General features: G+C 71.2%; 18 protein-coding genes. 5 read left to right on the top strand and 13 right to left on the bottom strand.

Features of this window, described 5'->3' with window-relative positions; all coding sequences use genetic code 11:
- From ACWC21_RS23725 to ACWC21_RS23735, 3 genes are all read right to left on the bottom strand, one after another.
- A partial coding sequence (locus ACWC21_RS23725; RefSeq protein ID WP_450884803.1) for a cyclic nucleotide-binding domain-containing protein occupies positions 1–1,122 on the bottom strand: 1,122 nt, incomplete at its 3' end.
- A complete protein-coding gene (locus ACWC21_RS23730) occupies positions 1,119–2,795 on the bottom strand; it encodes an FAD-dependent oxidoreductase (RefSeq protein WP_450884804.1) in 1,677 nt (558 codons plus the stop codon). The genes ACWC21_RS23725 and ACWC21_RS23730, both read right to left, overlap by 4 nt.
- Before the next feature lie 131 nt (positions 2,796–2,926).
- Positions 2,927–3,286: a VOC family protein gene (locus ACWC21_RS23735; protein WP_450884805.1), complete on the bottom strand. Its 360-nt coding sequence runs from the start codon at positions 3,284–3,286 to the stop codon at positions 2,927–2,929.
- A gap of 57 nt (positions 3,287–3,343) precedes the next feature.
- Between ACWC21_RS23735 and ACWC21_RS23740 the strand changes: the two genes are divergently transcribed.
- Entirely contained in the window at positions 3,344–4,207 is an 864-nt protein-coding gene (locus ACWC21_RS23740; protein WP_450884806.1) for a universal stress protein, read from the top strand.
- A 4-nt stretch (positions 4,208–4,211) separates the two neighbouring features.
- On the opposite strand, the gene ACWC21_RS23745 is transcribed toward ACWC21_RS23740, so the two are convergent.
- The 5 genes from ACWC21_RS23745 to ACWC21_RS23765 all read right to left on the bottom strand — a co-directional run bounded on the left by ACWC21_RS23745 (position 4,212) and on the right by ACWC21_RS23765 (position 8,399).
- On the bottom strand, positions 4,212–5,447 hold the full coding sequence (locus ACWC21_RS23745) for a DUF4032 domain-containing protein (RefSeq protein WP_450884807.1): 1,236 nt from the start codon (positions 5,445–5,447) through the stop codon (positions 4,212–4,214).
- A 31-nt stretch (positions 5,448–5,478) separates the two neighbouring features.
- Positions 5,479–6,225 carry an MBL fold metallo-hydrolase gene (locus ACWC21_RS23750; RefSeq protein WP_450884808.1) on the bottom strand — a complete coding sequence of 249 codons (747 nt, stop codon included), beginning with the start codon at positions 6,223–6,225 and terminating at the stop codon, positions 5,479–5,481.
- 135 nt (positions 6,226–6,360) lie between these two features.
- Complete coding sequence (locus ACWC21_RS23755) at positions 6,361–6,891, bottom strand: hypothetical protein (RefSeq protein ID WP_450884809.1); 531 nt, start codon at positions 6,889–6,891, stop codon at positions 6,361–6,363.
- 280 nt (positions 6,892–7,171) lie between these two features.
- Complete coding sequence (locus ACWC21_RS23760) at positions 7,172–7,813, bottom strand: DUF305 domain-containing protein (RefSeq protein WP_450884810.1); 642 nt, start codon at positions 7,811–7,813, stop codon at positions 7,172–7,174.
- Positions 7,814–7,910: 97 nt separating this feature from the next.
- Entirely contained in the window at positions 7,911–8,399 is a 489-nt protein-coding gene (locus ACWC21_RS23765) for a DUF6153 family protein (protein ID WP_450884811.1), read from the bottom strand.
- 224 nt (positions 8,400–8,623) lie between these two features.
- Between ACWC21_RS23765 and ACWC21_RS23770 the strand changes: the two genes are divergently transcribed.
- Positions 8,624–9,532, top strand: coding sequence for a M56 family metallopeptidase (locus tag ACWC21_RS23770; RefSeq protein ID WP_450884812.1), 909 nt, complete (start codon positions 8,624–8,626; stop codon positions 9,530–9,532).
- 304 nt (positions 9,533–9,836) lie between these two features.
- Here the strand turns inward: ACWC21_RS23770 and ACWC21_RS23775 are convergent, their stop codons facing one another.
- From ACWC21_RS23775 to ACWC21_RS23785, 3 genes are all read right to left on the bottom strand, one after another.
- Positions 9,837–12,116, bottom strand: coding sequence for a heavy metal translocating P-type ATPase (locus ACWC21_RS23775; protein WP_450884813.1), 2,280 nt, complete (start codon positions 12,114–12,116; stop codon positions 9,837–9,839).
- Positions 12,117–12,227: 111 nt separating this feature from the next.
- Positions 12,228–12,521, bottom strand: a complete 294-nt coding sequence (locus ACWC21_RS23780) for a heavy-metal-associated domain-containing protein (RefSeq protein ID WP_450884814.1) — start codon at positions 12,519–12,521, stop codon at positions 12,228–12,230.
- A 170-nt stretch (positions 12,522–12,691) separates the two neighbouring features.
- Positions 12,692–13,531, bottom strand: a complete 840-nt coding sequence (locus ACWC21_RS23785; RefSeq protein WP_450884815.1) for a DUF5134 domain-containing protein — start codon at positions 13,529–13,531, stop codon at positions 12,692–12,694.
- Positions 13,532–13,822: 291 nt separating this feature from the next.
- Between ACWC21_RS23785 and ACWC21_RS23790 the strand changes: the two genes are divergently transcribed.
- From ACWC21_RS23790 to ACWC21_RS23800, 3 genes are all read left to right on the top strand, one after another.
- Entirely contained in the window at positions 13,823–15,049 is a 1,227-nt protein-coding gene (locus ACWC21_RS23790; protein WP_450884816.1) for a DUF418 domain-containing protein, read from the top strand.
- A 101-nt stretch (positions 15,050–15,150) separates the two neighbouring features.
- Positions 15,151–15,612 (top strand): hypothetical protein, encoded by a 462-nt coding sequence (locus ACWC21_RS23795; protein ID WP_450884817.1) that lies wholly within the window; start codon positions 15,151–15,153, stop codon positions 15,610–15,612.
- 90 nt (positions 15,613–15,702) lie between these two features.
- Positions 15,703–17,289, top strand: coding sequence for a multicopper oxidase family protein (locus tag ACWC21_RS23800; RefSeq protein WP_450884818.1), 1,587 nt, complete (start codon positions 15,703–15,705; stop codon positions 17,287–17,289).
- 121 nt (positions 17,290–17,410) lie between these two features.
- Here the strand turns inward: ACWC21_RS23800 and ACWC21_RS23805 are convergent, their stop codons facing one another.
- Both ACWC21_RS23805 and ACWC21_RS23810 read right to left on the bottom strand, forming a co-directional pair.
- On the bottom strand, positions 17,411–18,451 hold the full coding sequence (locus tag ACWC21_RS23805) for an NlpC/P60 family protein (protein WP_450884819.1): 1,041 nt from the start codon (positions 18,449–18,451) through the stop codon (positions 17,411–17,413).
- Positions 18,452–18,627: 176 nt separating this feature from the next.
- Positions 18,628–18,999 carry a BlaI/MecI/CopY family transcriptional regulator gene (locus ACWC21_RS23810; protein ID WP_450884820.1) on the bottom strand — a complete coding sequence of 124 codons (372 nt, stop codon included), beginning with the start codon at positions 18,997–18,999 and terminating at the stop codon, positions 18,628–18,630.
- Positions 19,000–19,070 lie beyond the last annotated feature (71 nt).

A 19,070-nucleotide genomic window follows, 5' to 3' on the forward strand; every position in this document is an offset into this window, starting at 1 on the left:
GGTCCACACCTGGTTGAGCTCCGCCGGGTAGGCGGGGATCTTCGGGAGCGTGCGGTCGTAGTCCTTCACGACACCGATCCGCGGCCCGATCTTGCCGGACAGCATCAGCAGGGTGCTGTCGAGGAGTTCATGGACGTCCACCACCCGGAAGGGGGCGCGGTCCAGCTGGGAGTACTGCTTGGCGGCGTCGACGAGGTGCGAGATACGGGTGGTGGAGTCGTCGATCTCGTTCATCAGCAGCTCGGTCTCGACGGTGTAGTTGAGCCAGCCGACCGCCCCCGGCAGGATCTCCGCGCCGACCGCCGCCGCGACCTGCTCCAGCCAGTCGATGTCCAGCCCGGCCTGGACGAAGGTGGGCGCGAGCTGCCAGCCCTGGGCGATGCCGTGGTCGTCCAGCCAGTCGGCCAGGGCGTCCTCGCGGTCCGAGGCCTCCAGCGGGCTGAGCACGGGGGCCTTGGCGACCCGTTCGGCGGTGCGTTCCTGGATCTCGATGAGGTCCGCCAGCGTCTCGCGGGAGAAGGGGCCCTCGGCGATGACGGCGAGCTTGTGCCGCATCTTGGCCACCCGCTCCCGCAGGGTCGCCGTGGCCCGCACGGCCGCAGCCGCGGGGTTGTTGAGTTCGTGGGTCAGACCGGCCGACAACGAGCCCAGCGCCAGCAGGCGTTCCCGCTGGCCTATCGCCGCCTGCGTGTTCTTCGTGCCGAAGAACAGCCCCTCCAGCAGGTGGACCGCCATCGGGAACCACTCGCTCATGATCTCGGCGAAGGTGTCCGCGGGCAGCACGAAGAACCGGGTCGGCTCCGTCACCCGCATCGAGTTGTTGTACACCTGCCGCACCCGGTCCCCGAGGTAGGCCTGCATGGCGCCCGAGTACACCCCGCGTTGCGAGCTCCGGACGACCTCCACGTCGTCACCGCCGACCCGGCGGGAGAGCACCACCGTGCCCTCGATCATCACGTAGAAGCAGGTCGCCGGATCACCCTCGGTGTACACCGGGCCGGGCTGGAACAGCTCGACCCGGCCCGCGGCGCAGAGCCGCCCGAGCTGCTCGGGGGCGAGTTTCTCGAACAGGAACAGCGAGGCGACCTCCCGCGGGCTGCACGGCACCACCTGCCCGCTCACGACTGCTCCAGATACCGGTGGACGAGCATCACTGCCATGGCTCCCTCTCCGACGGCGGACGCGACCCGCTTGGCGGACTCGGCTCGGGCGTCGCCCGCCACGAACACACCGGGCACGCTGGTCTCCAGGTGGTACGGCGGCCGGTCCAGCTCCCAGCCCGCCGGCGGCCGTCCGTCGGCGGTCAGGTCGGGCCCCGCCAGGATGAAACCCCGCTCGTCGCGCAGCACCGTCCCGCCCAGCCAGTCGGTGAGCGGAGCGGCCCCGATGAACACGAACATCCACTGTGCGTCGACCTGTTCGCGCTCCCCGCTCGACACATGACGCAACGTCAGCTGCTCCAGGCGGCTCGAGCCGTGCGCTTCGTCGACCACCGTGTGACCGCGGACCGAGATGTTCGGGGACTCCTCGATCTGCTGGATCAGGTAGTGCGACATCGACGCCGACAGATCGGGGCCGCGCACCAGCAGCGTGACCGACTTGGCGAACCTGGACAGGTACATCGCCGCCTGTCCCGCCGAGTTGGCGCCGCCCACGATGTACACGTCGTGCCCCTGGCAGGCGGCGGCCTCGGTCAGCGCGGAGCCGTAGAACACCCCGCACCCGGTCAGGTCGGTGCAGCCCGCGGCCTCCAGCTGCCGGTACTGGACGCCCGTCGCCAGGATGACGCTGTGCGCCGCGATCGCCGAGCCGTCCGAGAACCGTACGACCCGGGCCGCCCCGCAGACCTCGAGTCCCGTCACCTCGCGCGCGGTGAGGATCTCGGCGCCGAACTTGGCCGCCTGCCGCCGTGCCCGCTCGGTGAGCTGGCCACCGGAGACGCCGTCGGGGAAGCCGAGGTAGTTCTCGATCCGCGAGCTCTGCCCGGCCTGCCCGCCGGTCGCCGACCGCTCCACGAGCACGGTCCGCAGCCCCTCCGAGGCCCCGTACACCGCCGCGCCGAGGCCCGCCGGACCGCCGCCGATGACGACGAGGTCGTAGAAGTCCGCCGTCGGCGTCGTCGCCAGCCCCACCCGCGCGGCCAGCTCGGGCGCCTCGGGCGCGACCAGGGCCTCACCGTCCGGGGTGATCACCAGCGGCAGCCGCTGCCCGTCCTGCCCGGCCACCGCCAGCAGCCGCTGCCCCTCCGGCTCGTCGGCCGAGTACCAGCGGTACGGCACCTGGTTGCGGGCCAGGAACTCGCGCACCTCCGAGGACCGCGCCGACCACCGGTGCCCGACGACCTTGGTGCTGGGCACCGGCCGGTAGTCGCTGCTGCGCCACGCCTGGAGCAGATCGTCCAGCACCGGGTAGAGCTTCTCCTCCGGCGGGTCCCACGGCTTGAGCAGGTAGTGGTCGAGGTCGACGACGTTGATCGCGTCGATCGCCGCGTTGGTGTCGGCGTAGGCGGTGAGCAGCACGCGGCGCGCACCGGGATAGACGTCGAGCGCCTGTTCCAGGAACTCGATCCCGTTCATCTGCGGCATGCGGTAGTCGGCCAGGATCACCGCGACCAGGTCGCCGCGCAGTTTCAGCTCGCGCAGCGCCTGCAGTGCGGACTCACCGGACTCCGCGCGCACGATCCGGTACGACTCGCCGTAACGCCGCCTGAGGTCGCGGGCGACGGCCCGGGACACCCCGGGGTCGTCGTCCACGGTCAGGATGACGGTCCGCGCTGCGTCGGCGGTCTGTACCATGCGTCTCCACCCCGTTGTCACCGCACCGGTTCCCGCCCATCGTATGTTCGATCGCCGAGTCGTGCTCCGGGTCGGCGGCGGCAGTGCACTCCGAGCACAGGGCACGGCACACACGGCCGGCGGGGCGCCTTTCAGCCCTGCCGGGAGCCGAGCACGCAGAACTCGTTGCCCTCCGGGTCCGCCAGGACCACCCAGGGTTCCTCGCCGCTCTGCCCGACGTCGGCGTGCCGTGCCCCCAGCGCCAGCAGGCGGGTGACCTCGGCGTCCCGGTCGTCGGGCCGGAAGTCGAGGTGCAGCCGGTTCTTGAGGGGCGTCTTCTTCTCGGGCACCCGTCCGAAGAGCAGCCCCGGGAGGCGATCGGGGGCGGGGCGGATCTCGTACTCGTCGGCGGTGTCGCTCACGACCACCCAGCCCAGCGCCTCGGCCCACCAGCGCCCCAGGGCCACCGGGTCCACCGCGTCCACGATCAGTTGTTCCCACCGCAAGGCCATGACCGGCAGGGTAGTGGAGACTGGCCCGCACAGCAGCGATCATCAGGAGGCCCGCACATGACACGCCCGATCACGGCAGGGTTCGACGGCACGGAGGAGTCCCTCGCGGCGGTGGCCTGGGCTGCCCGCGAGGCCGTGCGCCGGGGGGTGCCGCTGTGCGTGGTGCACGCCTGGCGGTACGAGGCCGTGGACGGCGCCGACCGGGACGCCCAGGCCGGGTGGGTGACCGGGGCGGTCGCCCAGGCCGGGCGGACGGTCGCCGAGCGGCATCCTGAGCTGACGGTGACCACCGACGCCGTCGAGTCGGACACGATCGAGTCGCTGGTCGCCGCCGCGGGCGAGGCGGAGATGCTGGTGCTGGGCTCGCGTGGGCACGGCGCCGTCGTCGGGTTCCTGCTGGGTTCCGTAGGGCAGCAGGTGATCGCGGAGGCTACCCGGCCCGTGGTGCTGGTCCGGGCCGGGGACCGGCCCGCGGCCGAGGCGGCCGGGCGGGAGGTCGTCGTGGGGCAGCACGGCCGTCCCGAGGACAGCGCGGCCGCCCTGCGGTTCGCGTTCGAAACGGCGGCGGCCCGCGGCGCCGGGGTGCGGGCGGTACGCGCCTGGTCCCTGCCGCCCGTGTTCGCCTACAGCCCCGGTTCGCTCAAGCTCCTCGACGACGCCGGGGGCCTGGAGCCGTACGAGCGCAAGGCCCTGGCCGACGCGCTGAAGCCGTGGCGGGAGCGGTTCCCGGACGTGCCGGTGGCCGAACAGGTGGAGATGGGCAGCGCCGGGCAGGTGCTGCTGTCGGTGGCCGGGCGGGCCCAGCTGATGGTCGTGGGGCGCCGCGCGCACCTGACGGCGGTCGGCGCCCGGATCGGCTCGGTGGCGCACGGGGTGCTGCACCACGCGGAGTGCCCCGTGGCCGTCGTGCCGCACGAGTGACCGGCTACCCGGGCGTGGTCGGCTCCAGCGTCTCACGGGCCTTGGGCAGGACCTTCTCGATGTAGTCCGCGACCGCCGTGTCCAGGCCGATGTCGTGCTGGGCCTGCTCGGACAGGTACCAGCGGTGCTCCAGCAGCTCGTGGTAGATCTCCGCGGGGTCCATGGAGCCGCGCAGCTCCCGCGGCACGGCCCGCACGGTCGGCCGGAACACGTCCCGCACCCACCGGTGGGCCAGCACCTCGGGGCGGGCGGCGAGGGGGTCGCCCGGGGCGTAGTCGTCCTGGGTGGCCATCCAGCTCTCCAGGTCGTTCAGCAGCCGCCGGGCCTGGTTCTCCTCGGTGTCCAGACCGGTCAGCCGCAGCAGCTGACGCTGGTGGTGGCCGGCGTCGACGACCTTCGGCACGAAGGTGACCGTGTCCCCGCCGGGGGAGTGCTCGATCTGCATCTCGGCCACGTCGAAGCCCAGCTCGTTCAGCCGGCGTATCCGGCGCTCTATGTAGTGGTACTTGCCGGCCGGGTACACGGAGGTACGGGTCAGCTCCTCCCACAGACTGTGGTAACGGGTGCAGATCTCGTGGCCGAACTCGATCGGGTCGACGGACGGGTGCAGCGCCCCCGACGCCTCCAGGTCCAGCAGCTCGCCGCTGATGTTCACGCGGGCTAGATCGAGGTCGTACTCCCGCTGCCCGGGGCTGAGCTGCGGGTGCAGGTCGCCGGTCTCCGCGTCCACCAGGTAGGCGGCGTAGGCGCCCGCGTCCCGCCGGAACAGCGTGTTGGACAGCGAGCAGTCCCCCCAGGCGAACCCGGCCAGGTGCAGCCGCACCAGCAGTACCGCCAGGGCGTCCATCAGCCGGTGCATGGTGGCCGGTCGCATGGTCGTCTCGAACATGGAGCGGTACGGCATCGAGCCGCCCAGGTGCCGGGTGATCAGCACCGGCTCCAGCGGGGCGCCGGCGCGGTCGGTGCGTCCGGTCACCACTGCGAGGGGGTCCACCGAGGGGATGCCCAGCCGGTCCAGGTCGCGCAGCAGCTCGTACTCGCGCAGCGCGGGCCGTTCCGCGAGCTCCTTGACCGCGATCACCTCGTCCCCGGCACGGGAGTAGCGCACCACGTGCCGGGAGATGCCCCGGGGCAGCGGGACGAGGTACTCCTCGGGCCACTCCGCCAGGGGCACGTCCCAGGGGAGCTCGAGCAGCAGGAGGGGGTGCTCCGGGTTGGTGGCGCTGATCTGCAATGCCATGGCACGAACCTTAAGTGTCTAGCGTGAGTGTCTACCGCGCGCGTTCCCGCGCCAGCCGGGCCGCTTCCCGCACCGGACCCCTGTGGACCGGGCCGTGCCCGGGCAACAGGGTGTCACCGTCGAGCTGTTCGATGATCTTCAGTGAGGCGACCGCGCGGGCGCGGTCGTGGTGGAACATGCCGGGCAGCAGCTGCGGCCCGGTGACGCGGGAGGTGGCGTGGCCGCTCGCCAGGGCGTCGCCGGAGATGACGATGCCCGCATCGGGCAGGTGGTAAGCGCAGTGCCCGTCGGTGTGGCCGGGGGTGTGCACGGGGACGGGCCGGCCCGGCAGGTCGAGCGGGCCGTCCGCCGGGAACGCCTCCGGAGTGGTCACGGGATGCTGCTCGGTGCCGCCGGAGCGCAGCACGTGCGCCGTCCACGGCAGCACGCCGGGCCGCCAGGCGTTGCGCAGCACGTCGCCGACGGACACCTGCTGGAGGAAGTCCCGGCGGGCGTGCGGGACTTCGGCCGGGTGGAGGTACACCGGTGTGCCGTGTGTCCGGCGCAGGTACTCGGCCGAGCCGAGGTGGTCGTTGTGCGCGTGGGTGATCAGCACGGCCTCTACCGCCTCCGGCCCGCCGCCCACCGCGTCGAGGGAGTCGAGCAGCCGCTGCCGGTCCCCGGGGTAGCCGGTGTCCACCAGCGTGAGTGCGTCACCGTCCGTGAGGATCACCCAGTTGGTGTCGCTCCCGTGCACCAGGTAGGTGCCGTCGGCGACCTGGTGTACGTCTGCCCGCATGATCGTTCCCGGTGTGAGGTGCCTGACCGTCGGGGACAGCAAAGCAGATCACCCGGGTGCGGTGGCCTTCGGGGCGGCCGGCCTGCCGGGCAGGGACCGGGTCGCTCGGGGCGCCCATGGAGAGGGCGGCGACCGTCAACCGTTCTCGCAGGCCCTGGCTCTGAACTCCGCCATGGGGACGGTGACCGCGGAATCGTCCCCGTTCGCCGAGACGTCGTCGTAGCGCACCGTTCCCGGGGTGAGCCGGTCACGGTCCGCGAGGGTGAAGGTGACACCGCTCGACGACCACGAGTTGTCCCTGGTCCAGCCGTAGAGGGCATAGGTGGTTCCAGCGGTGAGCGGAGGGACGGGCCTGGTCGCTGCCCAGCCGGCGGAACGGGAATCGAGGGTCCAGGTGGTGAGACCGGCCGCGAGGGGGCGGTCGGCGGTCCACGACCCGACCGTCGCCGTACGGCCGGTGTCGTCGTCGTCCACGAAGAGGGTCGCCCCGTCGATCCGGTGCCCGCAGACCATCATGACGCCCAGCAGACGGCCGTCGGCGCTCACGGATATGCCGGCGACGGCGTCCACGGGCACCGTGCACCCGGAGGCCGCGGTCAGGGCCACGCAGGCCGCGACGGCGCCGGCGAAGCGCCGGAACACCGGCCATGGAACGGTCGACGGCACAGGCCCCCCTTTGCCCGGGGGCCGCTGCGTGTGCCCCTGTTCGCCGGATGGTAGGGACGACACGCGCCGAACCGGGGCCTCGCCACCCACCCGTTGCGCCCTCGTTGTCGCCTCGTGTCCGCGCGGCTGCCTCAGCCGGGGGACGGTGGCGCGGCCGGCTTCCGTACCCTTGGGCGCCGACCGGCCCGGGCAGGCCTCCGGGCCGGTGGCGGTAGCGGCCGCACCGTCGGGGTTCCGCGGCGTCGGCGCCATGGAACCCCGACGGGCACGGGGTACCGGATCAGAGCCGGTCGAGGATGGTCCGAAGCTGCTTGACCTCGGCGGACTGCCCCTTGACGATGTCACCGGCCATCTTCACGGCGTCCGCGTTCCTCCCCTTCTTCTGCTCGCTCTCGGCCATGGTGATCGCGCCCTGATGGTGCTTGATCATCATCTGGGCGAACATCTTGTCGAACTCCGCGCCCTTCATGGCCTTGAGTTCCTTCATGTCCTTGTCGGACATCATGCCGTCACCCATGCTCATGCCGGGCATGTCGCCCATGGCGGTCGGCTTGCCCCAGGTCCGCAGCCAGCCCTTCATCATCGCGATCTCGGGATCCTGGGCCTTCTCGATCTTCGCCGCGATGTCCTTGATCTGCGCGTCGGACGCCCGGCCGTCGGCCAGCTCGGACATGTCCAGGGCCTGTTCATGGTGCGGGATCATCATCTGGGCGAAGGAGACGTCGGCGTCGCCGTAGGTCCCGGCCGTGGAGCCCGCCGAGGCCGTCGCCGGGCTCTTGGCGCCGCCGTGGTTCATACCGCTCATGCCGTCGCCGCCGTCGTTGCTGCAGGCGGAGAGCAGCAGCGCGGCAGCCGCCACGGCGCTCGCGGCGGCGATGCGGCGGGTGGACTTGCGGTGCGGAGTGTGCGGAAACGCGGTCATGGGGGATGTCACCTTGTCTGTCTGTCTGTCATGTGCTCTTGCGTACGCGAGATCGCCGGGCCGCGCGCGAGGGCGCGCGCCCGCGAGGCGTGGCGGCCTACAGCCGCAGGACGGACAGCCGGGTGAGATCGGGACCGCGCGGCGGAGGGTTCGGCGGCACCATGGTGTGGGCTCGCGCGAGCAGGTCCGCCGGCCGGGCGGGGCGGCGGGTGAGTGCCGGCCGCACAAGTGCCGCGAGGACCCAGGCGCCCGTCATGACCGCCACGCACAGCGAGAGCATGTTCATCGCCATGAGGGGCGGGTGCGCGGGTGCGGGCCGGGCGGGCTTCTCCGCGCGGCTTGGCACGGCCGAAGCGTGAGCGGACAGCACGCCCGGTTTGTGCACCTCGGCATGTCCGTCGTGCACGGTCGCCGACGCATGAGACGCGCTGCTCATGCTCATGCTCATGCTCGGGCAGTCGTCCGGGTGGCCCATCGTGTGCATGATGAACACGCCGAGCGCGAGCACGACGAGGAGCAGCAGACGCCCGAGGGTGCCTGCTGCCCGGACGTGCCGGCTCGCCTGCACTGGAGGACCTCCGTCCATGGGCCGCTACTCTACTAAGTGGTTTCGCATGAAAGCGTACCGTAGGAGCGGGGGCCGGAGGCCATCAGGACCTTGCCGTCCACACCGCACGCGTCAGGTGCGGACGGGCGTCGGCGAGCAACGACCCCTCGCCCGCGGCGCGGTCGGTTTCCTGGAGCGGATCACGCCGCGGGAGGCGCAGGCGCTACGCTCGGCCCTCCGAAGGGCGAACAGGCGGAGCAAGCATGATCACAGCCGCGGTGCTGGCCGGATACGCGGTCCTGGTGGGCGCCGTCCTGCCTCCCCTGCTGGCAGGGGCGTCCTGGGCGCAGCGTGCTCCCGGCGTCGCGGTGCTGGCCTGGCAGGGTCTGATGGCCACTTTCGTCATCGCGACCGCCCTCGCCGTGTACCACCTCGTCCTCCTCGAACAGCACGCCCATGACGGGCTTTTCGGGCTGCTCACCGCCTGCGGAGTGGCTGCCGACGCGCCCGTGAACGACGGACCGCCGGGTATCGACGACGTCCTCGTCCTGGCCGCGCCGACAGCGGTCGTGCTGCTGCCTCTCGGCAGGCTCGCCCGGTGCGTCTGGCGCGCCCGGCGCGCCCGCCGACGCCAACTCGGCATACTGGCACTCGTCGGCGAACCGGCCCCCGAGTACGGTGCCACGATCGTCGACCACGACGTCCCCGCCGTCTACTGTCTGCCAGGCCGCCGCTCCCGGGTCGTGGTCACCCGCGGCGCGCTGGACGTCCTCTCCGAGGCTCAGCTGCACGCCGTGCTGGAGCACGAACGCGCTCACATCAAGGGCATGCACCACCTGCCGCGGGTCCTTGCCGACGCCTTCGCCCGCGCCTTCTCCGGTCTCCCGTTGGCCCGCCGGGCCAACGAGCAGACCTACCTGCTGCTGGAGATGCTCGCGGACGACCGGGCTCTGCGGCATCACTCCAGGGACGTGCTCGCCACAGCCATGTACGAGGTCGCGTCGGCGCGAGCGCCGCTGGGCGCTCTGGGAGTCGGGGGCTCGGGCGTTCTCATCCGGCTGCGACGCGTTCTCACCCCGCAGCCCCGGCCTCGTCGTGCGACACGGCTCGCGGTGTCGGCGGCCAGTCTCACGGCTCCGCTGCTGCCCCTGCTGCTGGCGTGCGGGCCCTGAACTCGCTGTCAGAGCCCGCACTTCCCCCGGCAACCGCGCTTTCACGCAGCGGAGACACCTCACCAAGGCCCCCTATCGCCTTCCTGAAGGCGCCGGGGGTGCCTACCACGAACAGGGACCCCGGTGTTCCATGAGGCGCCGAGCAAACTCTACTACTTAGCTGGTTAGTAGAACAGGGTGGATCTCGCCACGCCACCATGAGCCGCCGTGCCCCGCCACCACTCGTTCGCGGTGGCCCGTCGACGCCGGCAGGCGCCCGGTCGTGGTGACCGGGCGCCTGTTCTGGACGTCGTTGCCCTGCGGGCTACTTGAAGCTGCGCAGCCGGAGGCTGTTGGTGACGACGAAGACGGACGAGAAGGCCATGGCCGCGCCCGCGATCATCGGGTTGAGCATGCCGAAGGCGGCCAGGGGCAGGGCGGCGACGTTGTAGCCGAAGGCCCAGAAGAGGTTGCCCTTGATGGTGGCGAGGGTCCTGCGGGACAGGCGGATGGCGTCCGCGGCCACCCGCAGGTCACCGCGGACGAGGGTGAGGTCACCGGCCTCGATCGCCGCGTCCGTGCCGGTGCCCATCGCGAGGCCCAGGTCGGCGGTGGCCAGGGCGGCCGCGTCGTTGACGCCGTCGCCGACCATCGCGACCGTACGACCCTCGGACTGCAACCGCCTGACCACGTCGACCTTGTCCTGGGGCAGGACTTCCGCGATCACCTCGTCGATGCCGACGGAGCGTGCGACCGATTCGGCGACGAGCTTGTTGTCGCCGGTGAGCAGAACGGGGGTCAGCCCGAGCCGGCGCAGTTCCGCGACGGCTTCCGCGCTGGTGTCCTTCACGGCGTCGGCCACGGCGAGAACACCGCGCGCCTCGCCGTCCCAGGCGACGGCGACCGCCGTACGGCCCTCGGCCTCCGCCGCTGCCTTGGCCCGGGCCAGCTCGTGGGGCAGCTCGATGGCCCACTGTCCGAGCAGTTGCTCACGGCCGACGAGCACCGCGTGCCCGTCGACGACGCCCTGTACGCCGAGTCCGGCGACGTTCTCGAAGTTCTCCGGCACCGGAAGGCTTCCGGTGCGTTCCACGGCCCCGGCCGCGATGGCCTGGGCGATGGGGTGCTCGGAGGCATGCTCCAGCGCACCGGTCAGCCGCAGCAGTTGGTCCTCGTCCACACCGTCGGCGACGTGCACCTCCTGGAGGGTCATCCGGCCGGTGGTGACGGTGCCGGTCTTGTCGAGGACGACGGTGTCGACCCGGCGGGTGGACTCCAGTACCTCCGGACCCTTGATGAGGATGCCGAGCTGGGCGCCGCGCCCGGTGCCGACCATCAGCGCGGTCGGCGTGGCCAGGCCGAGGGCGCACGGGCAGGCGATGATCAGTACGGCGACGGCCGCGGTGAAGGCGGCGGTGACGTCACCCGTGACGAGCAGCCAGGTCAGCAGCGTGGCGAGGGCGATGAGGATGACCACCGGTACGAAGACCGCCGATATCCGGTCGGCGAGACGCTGCACAGCCGCCTTGCCGTTCTGTGCGTCCTCGACGAGCCTGGCCATCCGTGCGAGCTGGGTGTCGGCACCGACGCGGGTGGCTTCGACGACGAGCCGGCCGCCCGCGTTGACGGTGGCACCGGTGACCGCGTCGCCGACGGCCGCGTCCACCGGCACGGACTCGCCGGTGAGCATGGATGCGTCGACGGCGGACACACCTTCGACGACCAGGCCGTCGGTGGCGATCTTCTCACCGGGGCGTACGACGAAGCGGTCGCCGACCGCCAGCTGGGCGGCGGGGATACGGACCTCCTTGCCGCCGCGCAGCACCGACACCTCCTTCGCGCCGAGCTCGACGAGGGCTCGCAGCGCCGCACCCGCCTTGCGCTTGGACTTCGCTTCCAGGTAGCGGCCGGCCAGGATGAAGGTGGTCACGCCGGCCGCGGCCTCCAGGTAGATGGAGGAGGAGCCGTCCGTGCGTGAGACGGTGAACTCGAAGCCGTGTCGCATGCCCGGCATGCCGGCGTGCCCGAAGAACAGCGCCCACAAGGACCAGCCGAGGGCGGCGAGGGTACCGAGGGACACCAGCGTGTCCATGGTGGCGGCGCCGTGCCGGGCGTTGGTGAGGGCGGCCTTGTGGAAGGGGAACGCGCCCCAGGCCACGACCGGTGCCGCCAGGGTGAGCGACAGCCACTGCCAGTTGTCGAACTGCAGGGCCGGGACCATGGCCATCAGCACGACCGGCACGGACAGTGCCAGCGACACGAACAACCGCTGGCGCAGGGGGAGCAGTCCGCCGTCCGGGGCAGTCGAAGCCTCGGTGCCGGCCCCCGTCTCCGTCGCCGACGGAGGGGGCGGTGCCTCGGCGGTGTAGCCCGTCCTCTCCACGGTCGCGATGAGGTCGGCGACCTCGACGCCCGGGGCGTAGCCGACCTTCGCCTTCTCGGTGGCGAAGTTGACGGTGGCCGTGACGCCGTCCATCCGGTTGAGCTTCTTCTCGATGCGGGCGGCGCACGAGGCGCAGGTCATACCGCCGATGGAGAGCTCGACCTCGGCGGCGGGCGCGGGAGTCGTACTGCTGAGCGTCTTCTCGGGAGCCGTGCTGGTCATGCGGATCTCCTGGGACAGGCCGGGACGTACGGCGTCCGTATCAGCGGAGCGGTACGTCCCGGCGTGGGAGGGAATGCGCGTCGTGCCGGGACGGAGGTCCCGGAGGAACTGTCAGGCCTGGCCGACGAGCTCGTAGCCGGCCTCGTCGACGGCGGAGCGAACGGCCTCCTCGTCCAGCGGGGCGGCGGAGGTGACGGTGACCTCGCCGGTCTCTGCGACGGCCGTGACCGCGGTGACGCCGTCCAGGGTGCCTATCTCCTTGGAGACGGCGCCCTCGCAGTGACTGCAGGTCATGCCGGAGACCCTGTACACGGTCGTGACGCCGGTGCCGTGGACCTGGACGTCGGTGGCCGCGCCGGTACCGCAGGAGCCGCAGCAGGAGCCGGTGTTCGTCTGATCGGTCATTGCCCTCTTCCTTGCGTGGGGAGCGTGGGTCCATCCGTGGGGAGGGGGATGCTCTCCGGCCCTCCCCACGGCACAACACTATACCCCCCTGGGGTATTCCCGTCCGGGTCCCCGCCCCCATGGGTCCACCGGGCCTGCCACGGCCGCGTCGGCGGCCGTCGGGGTGCTCCTCACGTGGCCATCAGGAACAGCATCCCGGACATGGTCACGCCCATGCCGATGTGCGCGGCCAGCGCGGCGTCCGGCGAGGCACCGGCCTTGCGGCGGCGGCCGCGGCCGGACTGCTCGCCGGTACGGGCCCTGTCCCAGGCGGACAGCGTGAGCGAGGCGAGGAAGACGAGCAGCGTGTCCGGCACGGCGAGCAGCCAGCGGCCCCAGCTCCGGCCGTCGGCGAGGCTCTTGTCGGTACCGCGGACCCGAGCCCGGACGGACGCGCCGATCGAGAGTGCGAAGTAGACGCCGAGTGCCAGGATGACGTAGTGCCAGAGCGAGTTCGACGGCGCCGCCGGCGCGGTGGCGGAATCCATGCCCGCCATGGACATCCCGGGCATCGACCGCATGCCGGCCATGCCCTGCATCCCCGACATGCTCGTCGTCGCGGCTGTTTCCTCCATCCCCGGCATGTCGGCCATGGAGGATCCGAGGGCGAGTACCGGCCCGGACGAGGTGGTCGTCATGGCGAGCGTCATGATCACCATGCCGGCGCTGCCGACGATCAGGTGAACCCAGTGGCGGCCTTCTTTCCAGCCGCGACCGTGCGCGCGCTGCACGGCCGCTGAGATTCCACCGAATGCGACGAGGCCGAAGGCCACCGCCCACCAGATGCCGTGCGCCCCGTACCAGGAGGCCGTGGCGGGCAGTGCCATGAGTGTCATGCCCAGCCCCATGAGCAGGTCGGCGCCCGCTGTCAGCCGGGTCTCGCTCGTGGTCGTCGCGACGCGGACCGCGCTGACGCCCGCGACAAGGGCGGCGACCGCGGCGATGGACCAGTTGAGAGGAGTGTTCCCCATCGTGACCTTCCCGATCTTCGGCGTACCAGGGCCGTTCTACTGCTATGACGCTTAGTACGCACGGATGGCCGCGAGGGTTCAGGAAGCGGGGTTCCGTCTCGCGCGGCCGGCGGATCGGAAAGGTGAGCGCGGACTCTGCGACGTCTGGCATTACTACGTCGGTTCATAGAGAGAGGTCGCTCCATGCCTGAACCGCCCGTCTCCCCGGCCCCCGTACCGCCGGTCGGCGGGGGCGGTCCGGCCACCTGCCGGATGGTTGTCCCGGCAACCTTCCTGAAAGTGTGGTGAGCGATGGGACGCTTCTACGCTCCGGCCGAGCCGTTCACGACCACCGGGAACGACTCGCCGGTCCACGCGCCTTCGAAGGGGCGGCTGATCGGCCTCGATGTCGCGCGTGGCCTGGCGATCCTGGGCATGTTCGCCGTGCACGTCGGTCCCGACCCGTCGGTGGGCGGCCCGCTCGGCTGGGCCATGGAGGTGGCAAGCGGCCGGTCGTCCGCCCTGTTCGCGGTTCTCGCCGGCTTCACCCTCGTCCTCCTCACGGGCCGCCGTAGGCCGTACACGGGGCGCGGCGCGCGTCAGGCGGTCGGCCGTGTCCTGGTCCGTGCCGCCGGCCTGATGGTGCTGGGCTACCTGCTGGAGCTGCTGGATACCGACGTCGACGTGATCCTGTCGTTCTACGGGCTGCTGTTCGTGCTCGCGCTCCCGCTGTACCGTCTGAGCGCGAGAACCCTGGCGCTCGTCGCGGCCTCGAGCGCGCTCGTCATGCCGCAGGTGCTGTATCCGCTGAGAGCAGCGGTCGACGGCGGAAGCTGGGCCGGCCCCGTGATCGGACTCGATCCGCTGGCGCGGCTCACCGGCTCGGACGGGTTCCTCGAACTCTTCGTCACCGGCGCGTACCCGGCGCTCACGTGGTTTCCCTTCATCGTGGCCGGCATGGCGGTGGCCAGGCTCGACCTCTCCCGCCGTGACCTGCTCGCCAGGCTGGCGTTCGGCGGGGCGGCGCTGGCGGTGATCGGTTACGGAGGATCCTGGCTGGCCCTGCACTCGGTCCCCGGCGCGCGGGCGGGGGTGAGGGCGGCCACGGGCGGCGGCTCCGCGGCCTCGGCCTGGTGGTCCGACGCCGTGGGCGACGAGGTCGCCTCCGGCCACCCGGCCTGGCTGCTCGTCGCCGCCCCCCACAGTCAGACCTCGTGGTCCATCGTGGGCAACACCGGCGTCGCGCTCGCCGTCCTGGCCGCCTGCTTCCTGGCCGTACAGACCTGGAAACCCCTCAACCGGCTGCTCGCACCGCTCGCCGCGGTCGGCTCGGTCTCCCTGACCGTCTACGTGTTCCACATCGTGGCCATCCGCCTGCTGGGTACCGACGACTTGCCGGAGCGGGCGGCGCTGCCGGTGTTCCTCGCCTTCGTCGTCGTGGCCATGGCGCTCGCGCTCCTGTGGACCCGCTTCTTCCGCCGCGGTCCGCTGGAGTACTTGCTGCACAGCGCCACCATGGCTGCCCGCTTCATCGCGTGACCGGGCCGGCGGTGTGCCGTCCTCGTGCGAGCGCCGACGCCGCTGACGCCTCCCGGTTACCCCATGGGGGTATATTGGGGGCGCCCGACGTCATCGGAAACATGGACGGGAAAACCGTGACGACAGCCGAAGTGCAGCACAGCGGTGCCTCCGGCGTCGCGCTGCGCCGCACGCGTGCCGTCGTCATCACCCTGGTGGCGGTGCTTGCCGTGCTCGTGCACCACGAGACTGTCGCCCCGATGACCCATATCGGATCCCGCGCGGTCGGGACCGCAGGCATGGACCACGGGCCGGTCCCATCGGCGCAAGGTCACGCCGACTCCGGTGGCCCGAAGCCCCGAGCGGCGGCTTTCGTCGCCGCTGACGAAGGCTTCTGCTCGGGCACGGCGACGCAGCACTGTTCCACCGCCAGTGTCGACACGGTGAAGCTGGTGCCTCCGGCCGAGTCCGCGGCCGGTCACCGGCCGGTCCACCTCTCCGGCACCACCACCGGGCCGAACGCCCCCGGGACGGTGAACAGAGCGCCGCCCGATCTGTCACTCCTCTCCCGATTGCGCCTGTAGGCCGCGACCGCGGCCGCGCGTGGCCTCGTGCGCACGCGCAGCCGTCCCCGCGCGACCCCAGTGGAACCGATCGTGAGAAGAGGACCATCCGTGCACAGCATGAACCGCCGATCCGTACTCCTGGCCGGCCTCGGCATCGCCGGAGCGGGCGCACTCGCCGCCTGCAGCGGCGGATCCGGCAGCTCCGGCTCGCCCGCCCTCGTCAGTCCGTCCGGCCCGGCGGTCGCCGCCGCAGAGAAGAAGCGCGAGAGCACCGGCAGGACGCGGCGCGCCACCCTGACCGCCACGAACGCCATGCTCGACCTCGGCAGTGGAATCATGGCGAACACCTGGGCCTTCTCGGGGCGGACCCCGGGCAGGGAACTACGCCTGTCCATGGGCGACACGCTCGTCGCCGAACTGTCCAACCGGCTGCCGGACAGGACCACCACGTCCATCCACTGGCACGGCATCGCCCTGCGCGCCGACATGGACGGAGTCCCTCCGGTCACCCAGTCCGCCGTGCGGGCCGGCAGCGACTTCACCTACCGGTTCGTCACCGACACCCCCGGCACCTACTTCTTCCACCCGCACGTCGGCGTCCAGCTCGACCGTGGCCTGTACGCGCCGCTGATCGTCGAGGACCCCAGGGAGCCGCTGTCGTACGACGACGAGTGGGTCGTCGTCCTCGACGACTGGGTCGACGGCGTCACCGGCACGCCCGACGAGGTCTTCGCCGAGCTCAAGCACGGCATGGGCGGCATGGGCATGGACGGGATGGACATGAGCAACATGAGCATGCGGAAGGGGAGTTCCGGCCCGGCGAGCGCCTCACCGTCCCCGTCCGGCCGGATGTCGACGAAGTTCATGCTCATGGGTGCCGAGAGCAGGCTGCTCGGTGGTGACGCCGGCGACGTCAGGTACCCGTACCACCTGGTCAACGGCCGTGTTCCGAGCGACCCCGGCGTGTACGCCGGCAAGCCCGGCAAGCGGATCCGGCTGCGCATCATCAACGCGGGCGCCGACACGGCGTACCGGGTCGCGCTCGGCGGGCACAAGCTGACCATCACGCACACCGACGGTTTCCCGGTCGCGCACCGGCAAGTGGACGCGCTGCTCGTAGGCATGGGGGAGCGGTACGACGTCCTGGTCACCCTGGGCGACGGTGTCTTCCCGCTGGTCGCGCTCGCCGAGGGCAAGAACGCGAGCGGCATGGCGGTGGTCCGGACGAGCTCCGGCAGCGTACCGAAGCCGAGCGTCCGCCCGAAGGAACTGGACGGCGTGATCATGTCCGCCTCGCAGTTGACGGCGGCCGAAGACGTCCGGCTGGAGACGAAGCGGGCCGACCGGGTCCACCGCATCGAACTGACCGGTGGCATGGGCAAGTACGACTGGGGCATCAACGGCGAGCGGTTCGACATGGGCAACCCCACCGCGAACCCCGTCCTGGTCAGGCAGGGGGAGCGGATCCGGCTGGACTTCGTCAACAGGACGACGATGTGGCACCCGGTCCATCTGCACGGCCACACCTTCCGGATCGGGACGGACGGCCCCCGCAAGGACACCACCATCGTGCTGCCGAAGAGGACGGTGTCGGTCTTCTTCGACGCGGACAACCCGGGTCAGTGGATGCTGCACTGCCACAACGCCTACCACGGCGAGGCGGGGATGATGGCGCTCGTGGCCTACCAGGCCTGACGGATCTGTCGACGTGCTCCGCTGCCGGCACGGCTCGCGCCGTGCGGGCAGCGGAGGCGACGGACTCCGTCGGGCGCCAGGGTGGACGACGGACTCCGTCGGGCGCCAGGGTGGAAGGGCGTCAGACGCGGACGCCGAACATGAAGGGCCCGCCGATCGTGTCCATCGACTCGTAACGGACGACGGTGCCGGTACGCGGAGCGTGCAGTATCTGGCCGTTGCCCGCGTAAAGGCCCACGTGGTGCAGGTCGTTGAAGAAGAAGACCAGGTCGCCGACCTGGAGGTCGCCCGCCGAGCTGATCCTCGTGCCTATGGTGGCCTGTGCCTCCGAGGTGCGCGGTATGGAGACGCCGGCCTGGGCGTAGGCCCAGGAGGTCAGGCCCGAGCAGTCGTAGGAGGACGGGCCGGAGGCGCCGTAGACGTAGGGCGAGCCGAGCTTGGACTTGGCGGCGGCGAAGGCCGCCGCGGCCCGGCCCGAGGCGGGCGGGGTGTCGCCGAGGTTCACGCGCTCGGTGGAGGAACGACTGGCACTCTGCTGCTCGGCGTCCAGCGCCGCCTTCTCCTTGGCGGTCAGGGTGTTGAGCAGCTTCTGCGCGGCGGCGAGCTTGCCTTGTACTTCCTTCTTCTTCTTGCCCAGTTCGCTGCGGGTGTCCGCCAGGTCCTTGAGCTTCCTGGTGGCCTCGGTGCGTTCCTGGGCCAGCTCGCGCTGCTTCTCCTGGATCTTCTCCAGCGTCTGGACCTGCTTGCTGCTCAGCTGGTCGAGGCTGGAGGCCTTGTCGAGGTAGTCGTCGGGGTCCGAGGAAAGGAAGAGCTGGACGGAGGGGTCGATGCCGCCGCTGCGGTACTGAGCGCTGGCCATGGTGCCGATGCCGTCGCGCAGCTCGTTGAGCTCGTCCTGGCCGCGGGCGACCTGGTCCTGCAGGGTGGATATCTGCTTCTGCAGCTTTTCCTGCTTCTCCCTGGCCCCGTTGTACTGCTCGGTGGCTTTCTCGGCATCCTCGTACAGTGCGTCGACCTTGGACTTGACCTCGTCCTTGCTCGGCTTGGCGCTGGGGGCCGCGTTGGCGGCCTGGGCGCTGAACGCGACGGCAGCGGCGGCAGCGGTGGTGAGCACGGTCACACGGGCGCGACTGGGTTGCCTGGGTCGACGATGCGTTGCCATCCTCTGACGACTCCTCCGAGTTGCGCGGACTGGCCAGGTGCCGGTCACCAGCACATGTGGCCGTTCGGGCGCGGTCACCTCGGCTCGGATGATCACGCCTTTTCCGGAGGCAACTTAGTTGGTTCGTAGTTGAACGTGCAACCCGCGTGCTCCGGTGCCGGGCAGCAGGGCCCGGGTCAGCCGTCCGTGCGCTTTCCGGCCTCGCGCAGCGCCTTGCGTAGCGCGGTGAGTTCCGCGGGTGACATCTGTCCGACGAAGTGGGCGAGCGCCACCGGGCGGTCCTCGCTGGCGTCGAGGGCGTCCTCCATGAGAGCGGCGGAGTACTGCTCTCGGGTGCGCACGGGCTCGTAGAGCCAGGCGCGGCCTTCCTTCTGCTCGCGCACCAACCAGCCCTTGCCGTGGAGGATGTTGGCCACCGTCATCACCGTGGTGTACGCGACCGGCCGGGTCCGGTTGATGTCGTCGACGATCTCGCGAACGGTCGCCGGGCGCCGCCACTTCCACAGACGGTCCATGATCTCCGCCTCCAGCTCGCCGAGCCGTCGCATGGCCAGGGTTCTCCTTCTCCGCCGTGGATTCAGGGCAATCGTAGAGCGCGGCGACACCAGGGTGCGGTACT

It is taken from the genome of Streptomyces sp. NPDC001348, from assembly GCF_053597535.1.

Bases quoted from the DNA above. Each gene is read 5' to 3' on its own strand.
- ACWC21_RS23730 (WP_450884804.1), bottom strand. From the start codon at position 2,795: ATGGTACAGACCGCCGACGCAGCGCGGACCGTCATCCTGACCGTGGAC.
- ACWC21_RS23735 (WP_450884805.1), bottom strand. From the start codon at position 3,286: ATGGCCTTGCGGTGGGAACAACTGATCGTGGACGCGGTGGACCCGGTG.
- ACWC21_RS23740 (WP_450884806.1), top strand. From the start codon at position 3,344: ATGACACGCCCGATCACGGCAGGGTTCGACGGCACGGAGGAGTCCCTC.
- ACWC21_RS23745 (WP_450884807.1), bottom strand. From the start codon at position 5,447: ATGGCATTGCAGATCAGCGCCACCAACCCGGAGCACCCCCTCCTGCTG.
- ACWC21_RS23750 (WP_450884808.1), bottom strand. From the start codon at position 6,225: ATGCGGGCAGACGTACACCAGGTCGCCGACGGCACCTACCTGGTGCAC.
- ACWC21_RS23760 (WP_450884810.1), bottom strand. From the start codon at position 7,813: ATGACCGCGTTTCCGCACACTCCGCACCGCAAGTCCACCCGCCGCATC.
- ACWC21_RS23765 (WP_450884811.1), bottom strand. From the start codon at position 8,399: ATGGACGGAGGTCCTCCAGTGCAGGCGAGCCGGCACGTCCGGGCAGCA.
- ACWC21_RS23770 (WP_450884812.1), top strand. From the start codon at position 8,624: ATGATCACAGCCGCGGTGCTGGCCGGATACGCGGTCCTGGTGGGCGCC.
- ACWC21_RS23775 (WP_450884813.1), bottom strand. From the start codon at position 12,116: ATGACCAGCACGGCTCCCGAGAAGACGCTCAGCAGTACGACTCCCGCG.
- ACWC21_RS23780 (WP_450884814.1), bottom strand. From the start codon at position 12,521: ATGACCGATCAGACGAACACCGGCTCCTGCTGCGGCTCCTGCGGTACC.
- ACWC21_RS23785 (WP_450884815.1), bottom strand. From the start codon at position 13,531: ATGGGGAACACTCCTCTCAACTGGTCCATCGCCGCGGTCGCCGCCCTT.
- ACWC21_RS23790 (WP_450884816.1), top strand. From the start codon at position 13,823: ATGGGACGCTTCTACGCTCCGGCCGAGCCGTTCACGACCACCGGGAAC.
- ACWC21_RS23795 (WP_450884817.1), top strand. From the start codon at position 15,151: ATGGACGGGAAAACCGTGACGACAGCCGAAGTGCAGCACAGCGGTGCC.
- ACWC21_RS23805 (WP_450884819.1), bottom strand. From the start codon at position 18,451: ATGGCAACGCATCGTCGACCCAGGCAACCCAGTCGCGCCCGTGTGACC.
- ACWC21_RS23810 (WP_450884820.1), bottom strand. From the start codon at position 18,999: ATGCGACGGCTCGGCGAGCTGGAGGCGGAGATCATGGACCGTCTGTGG.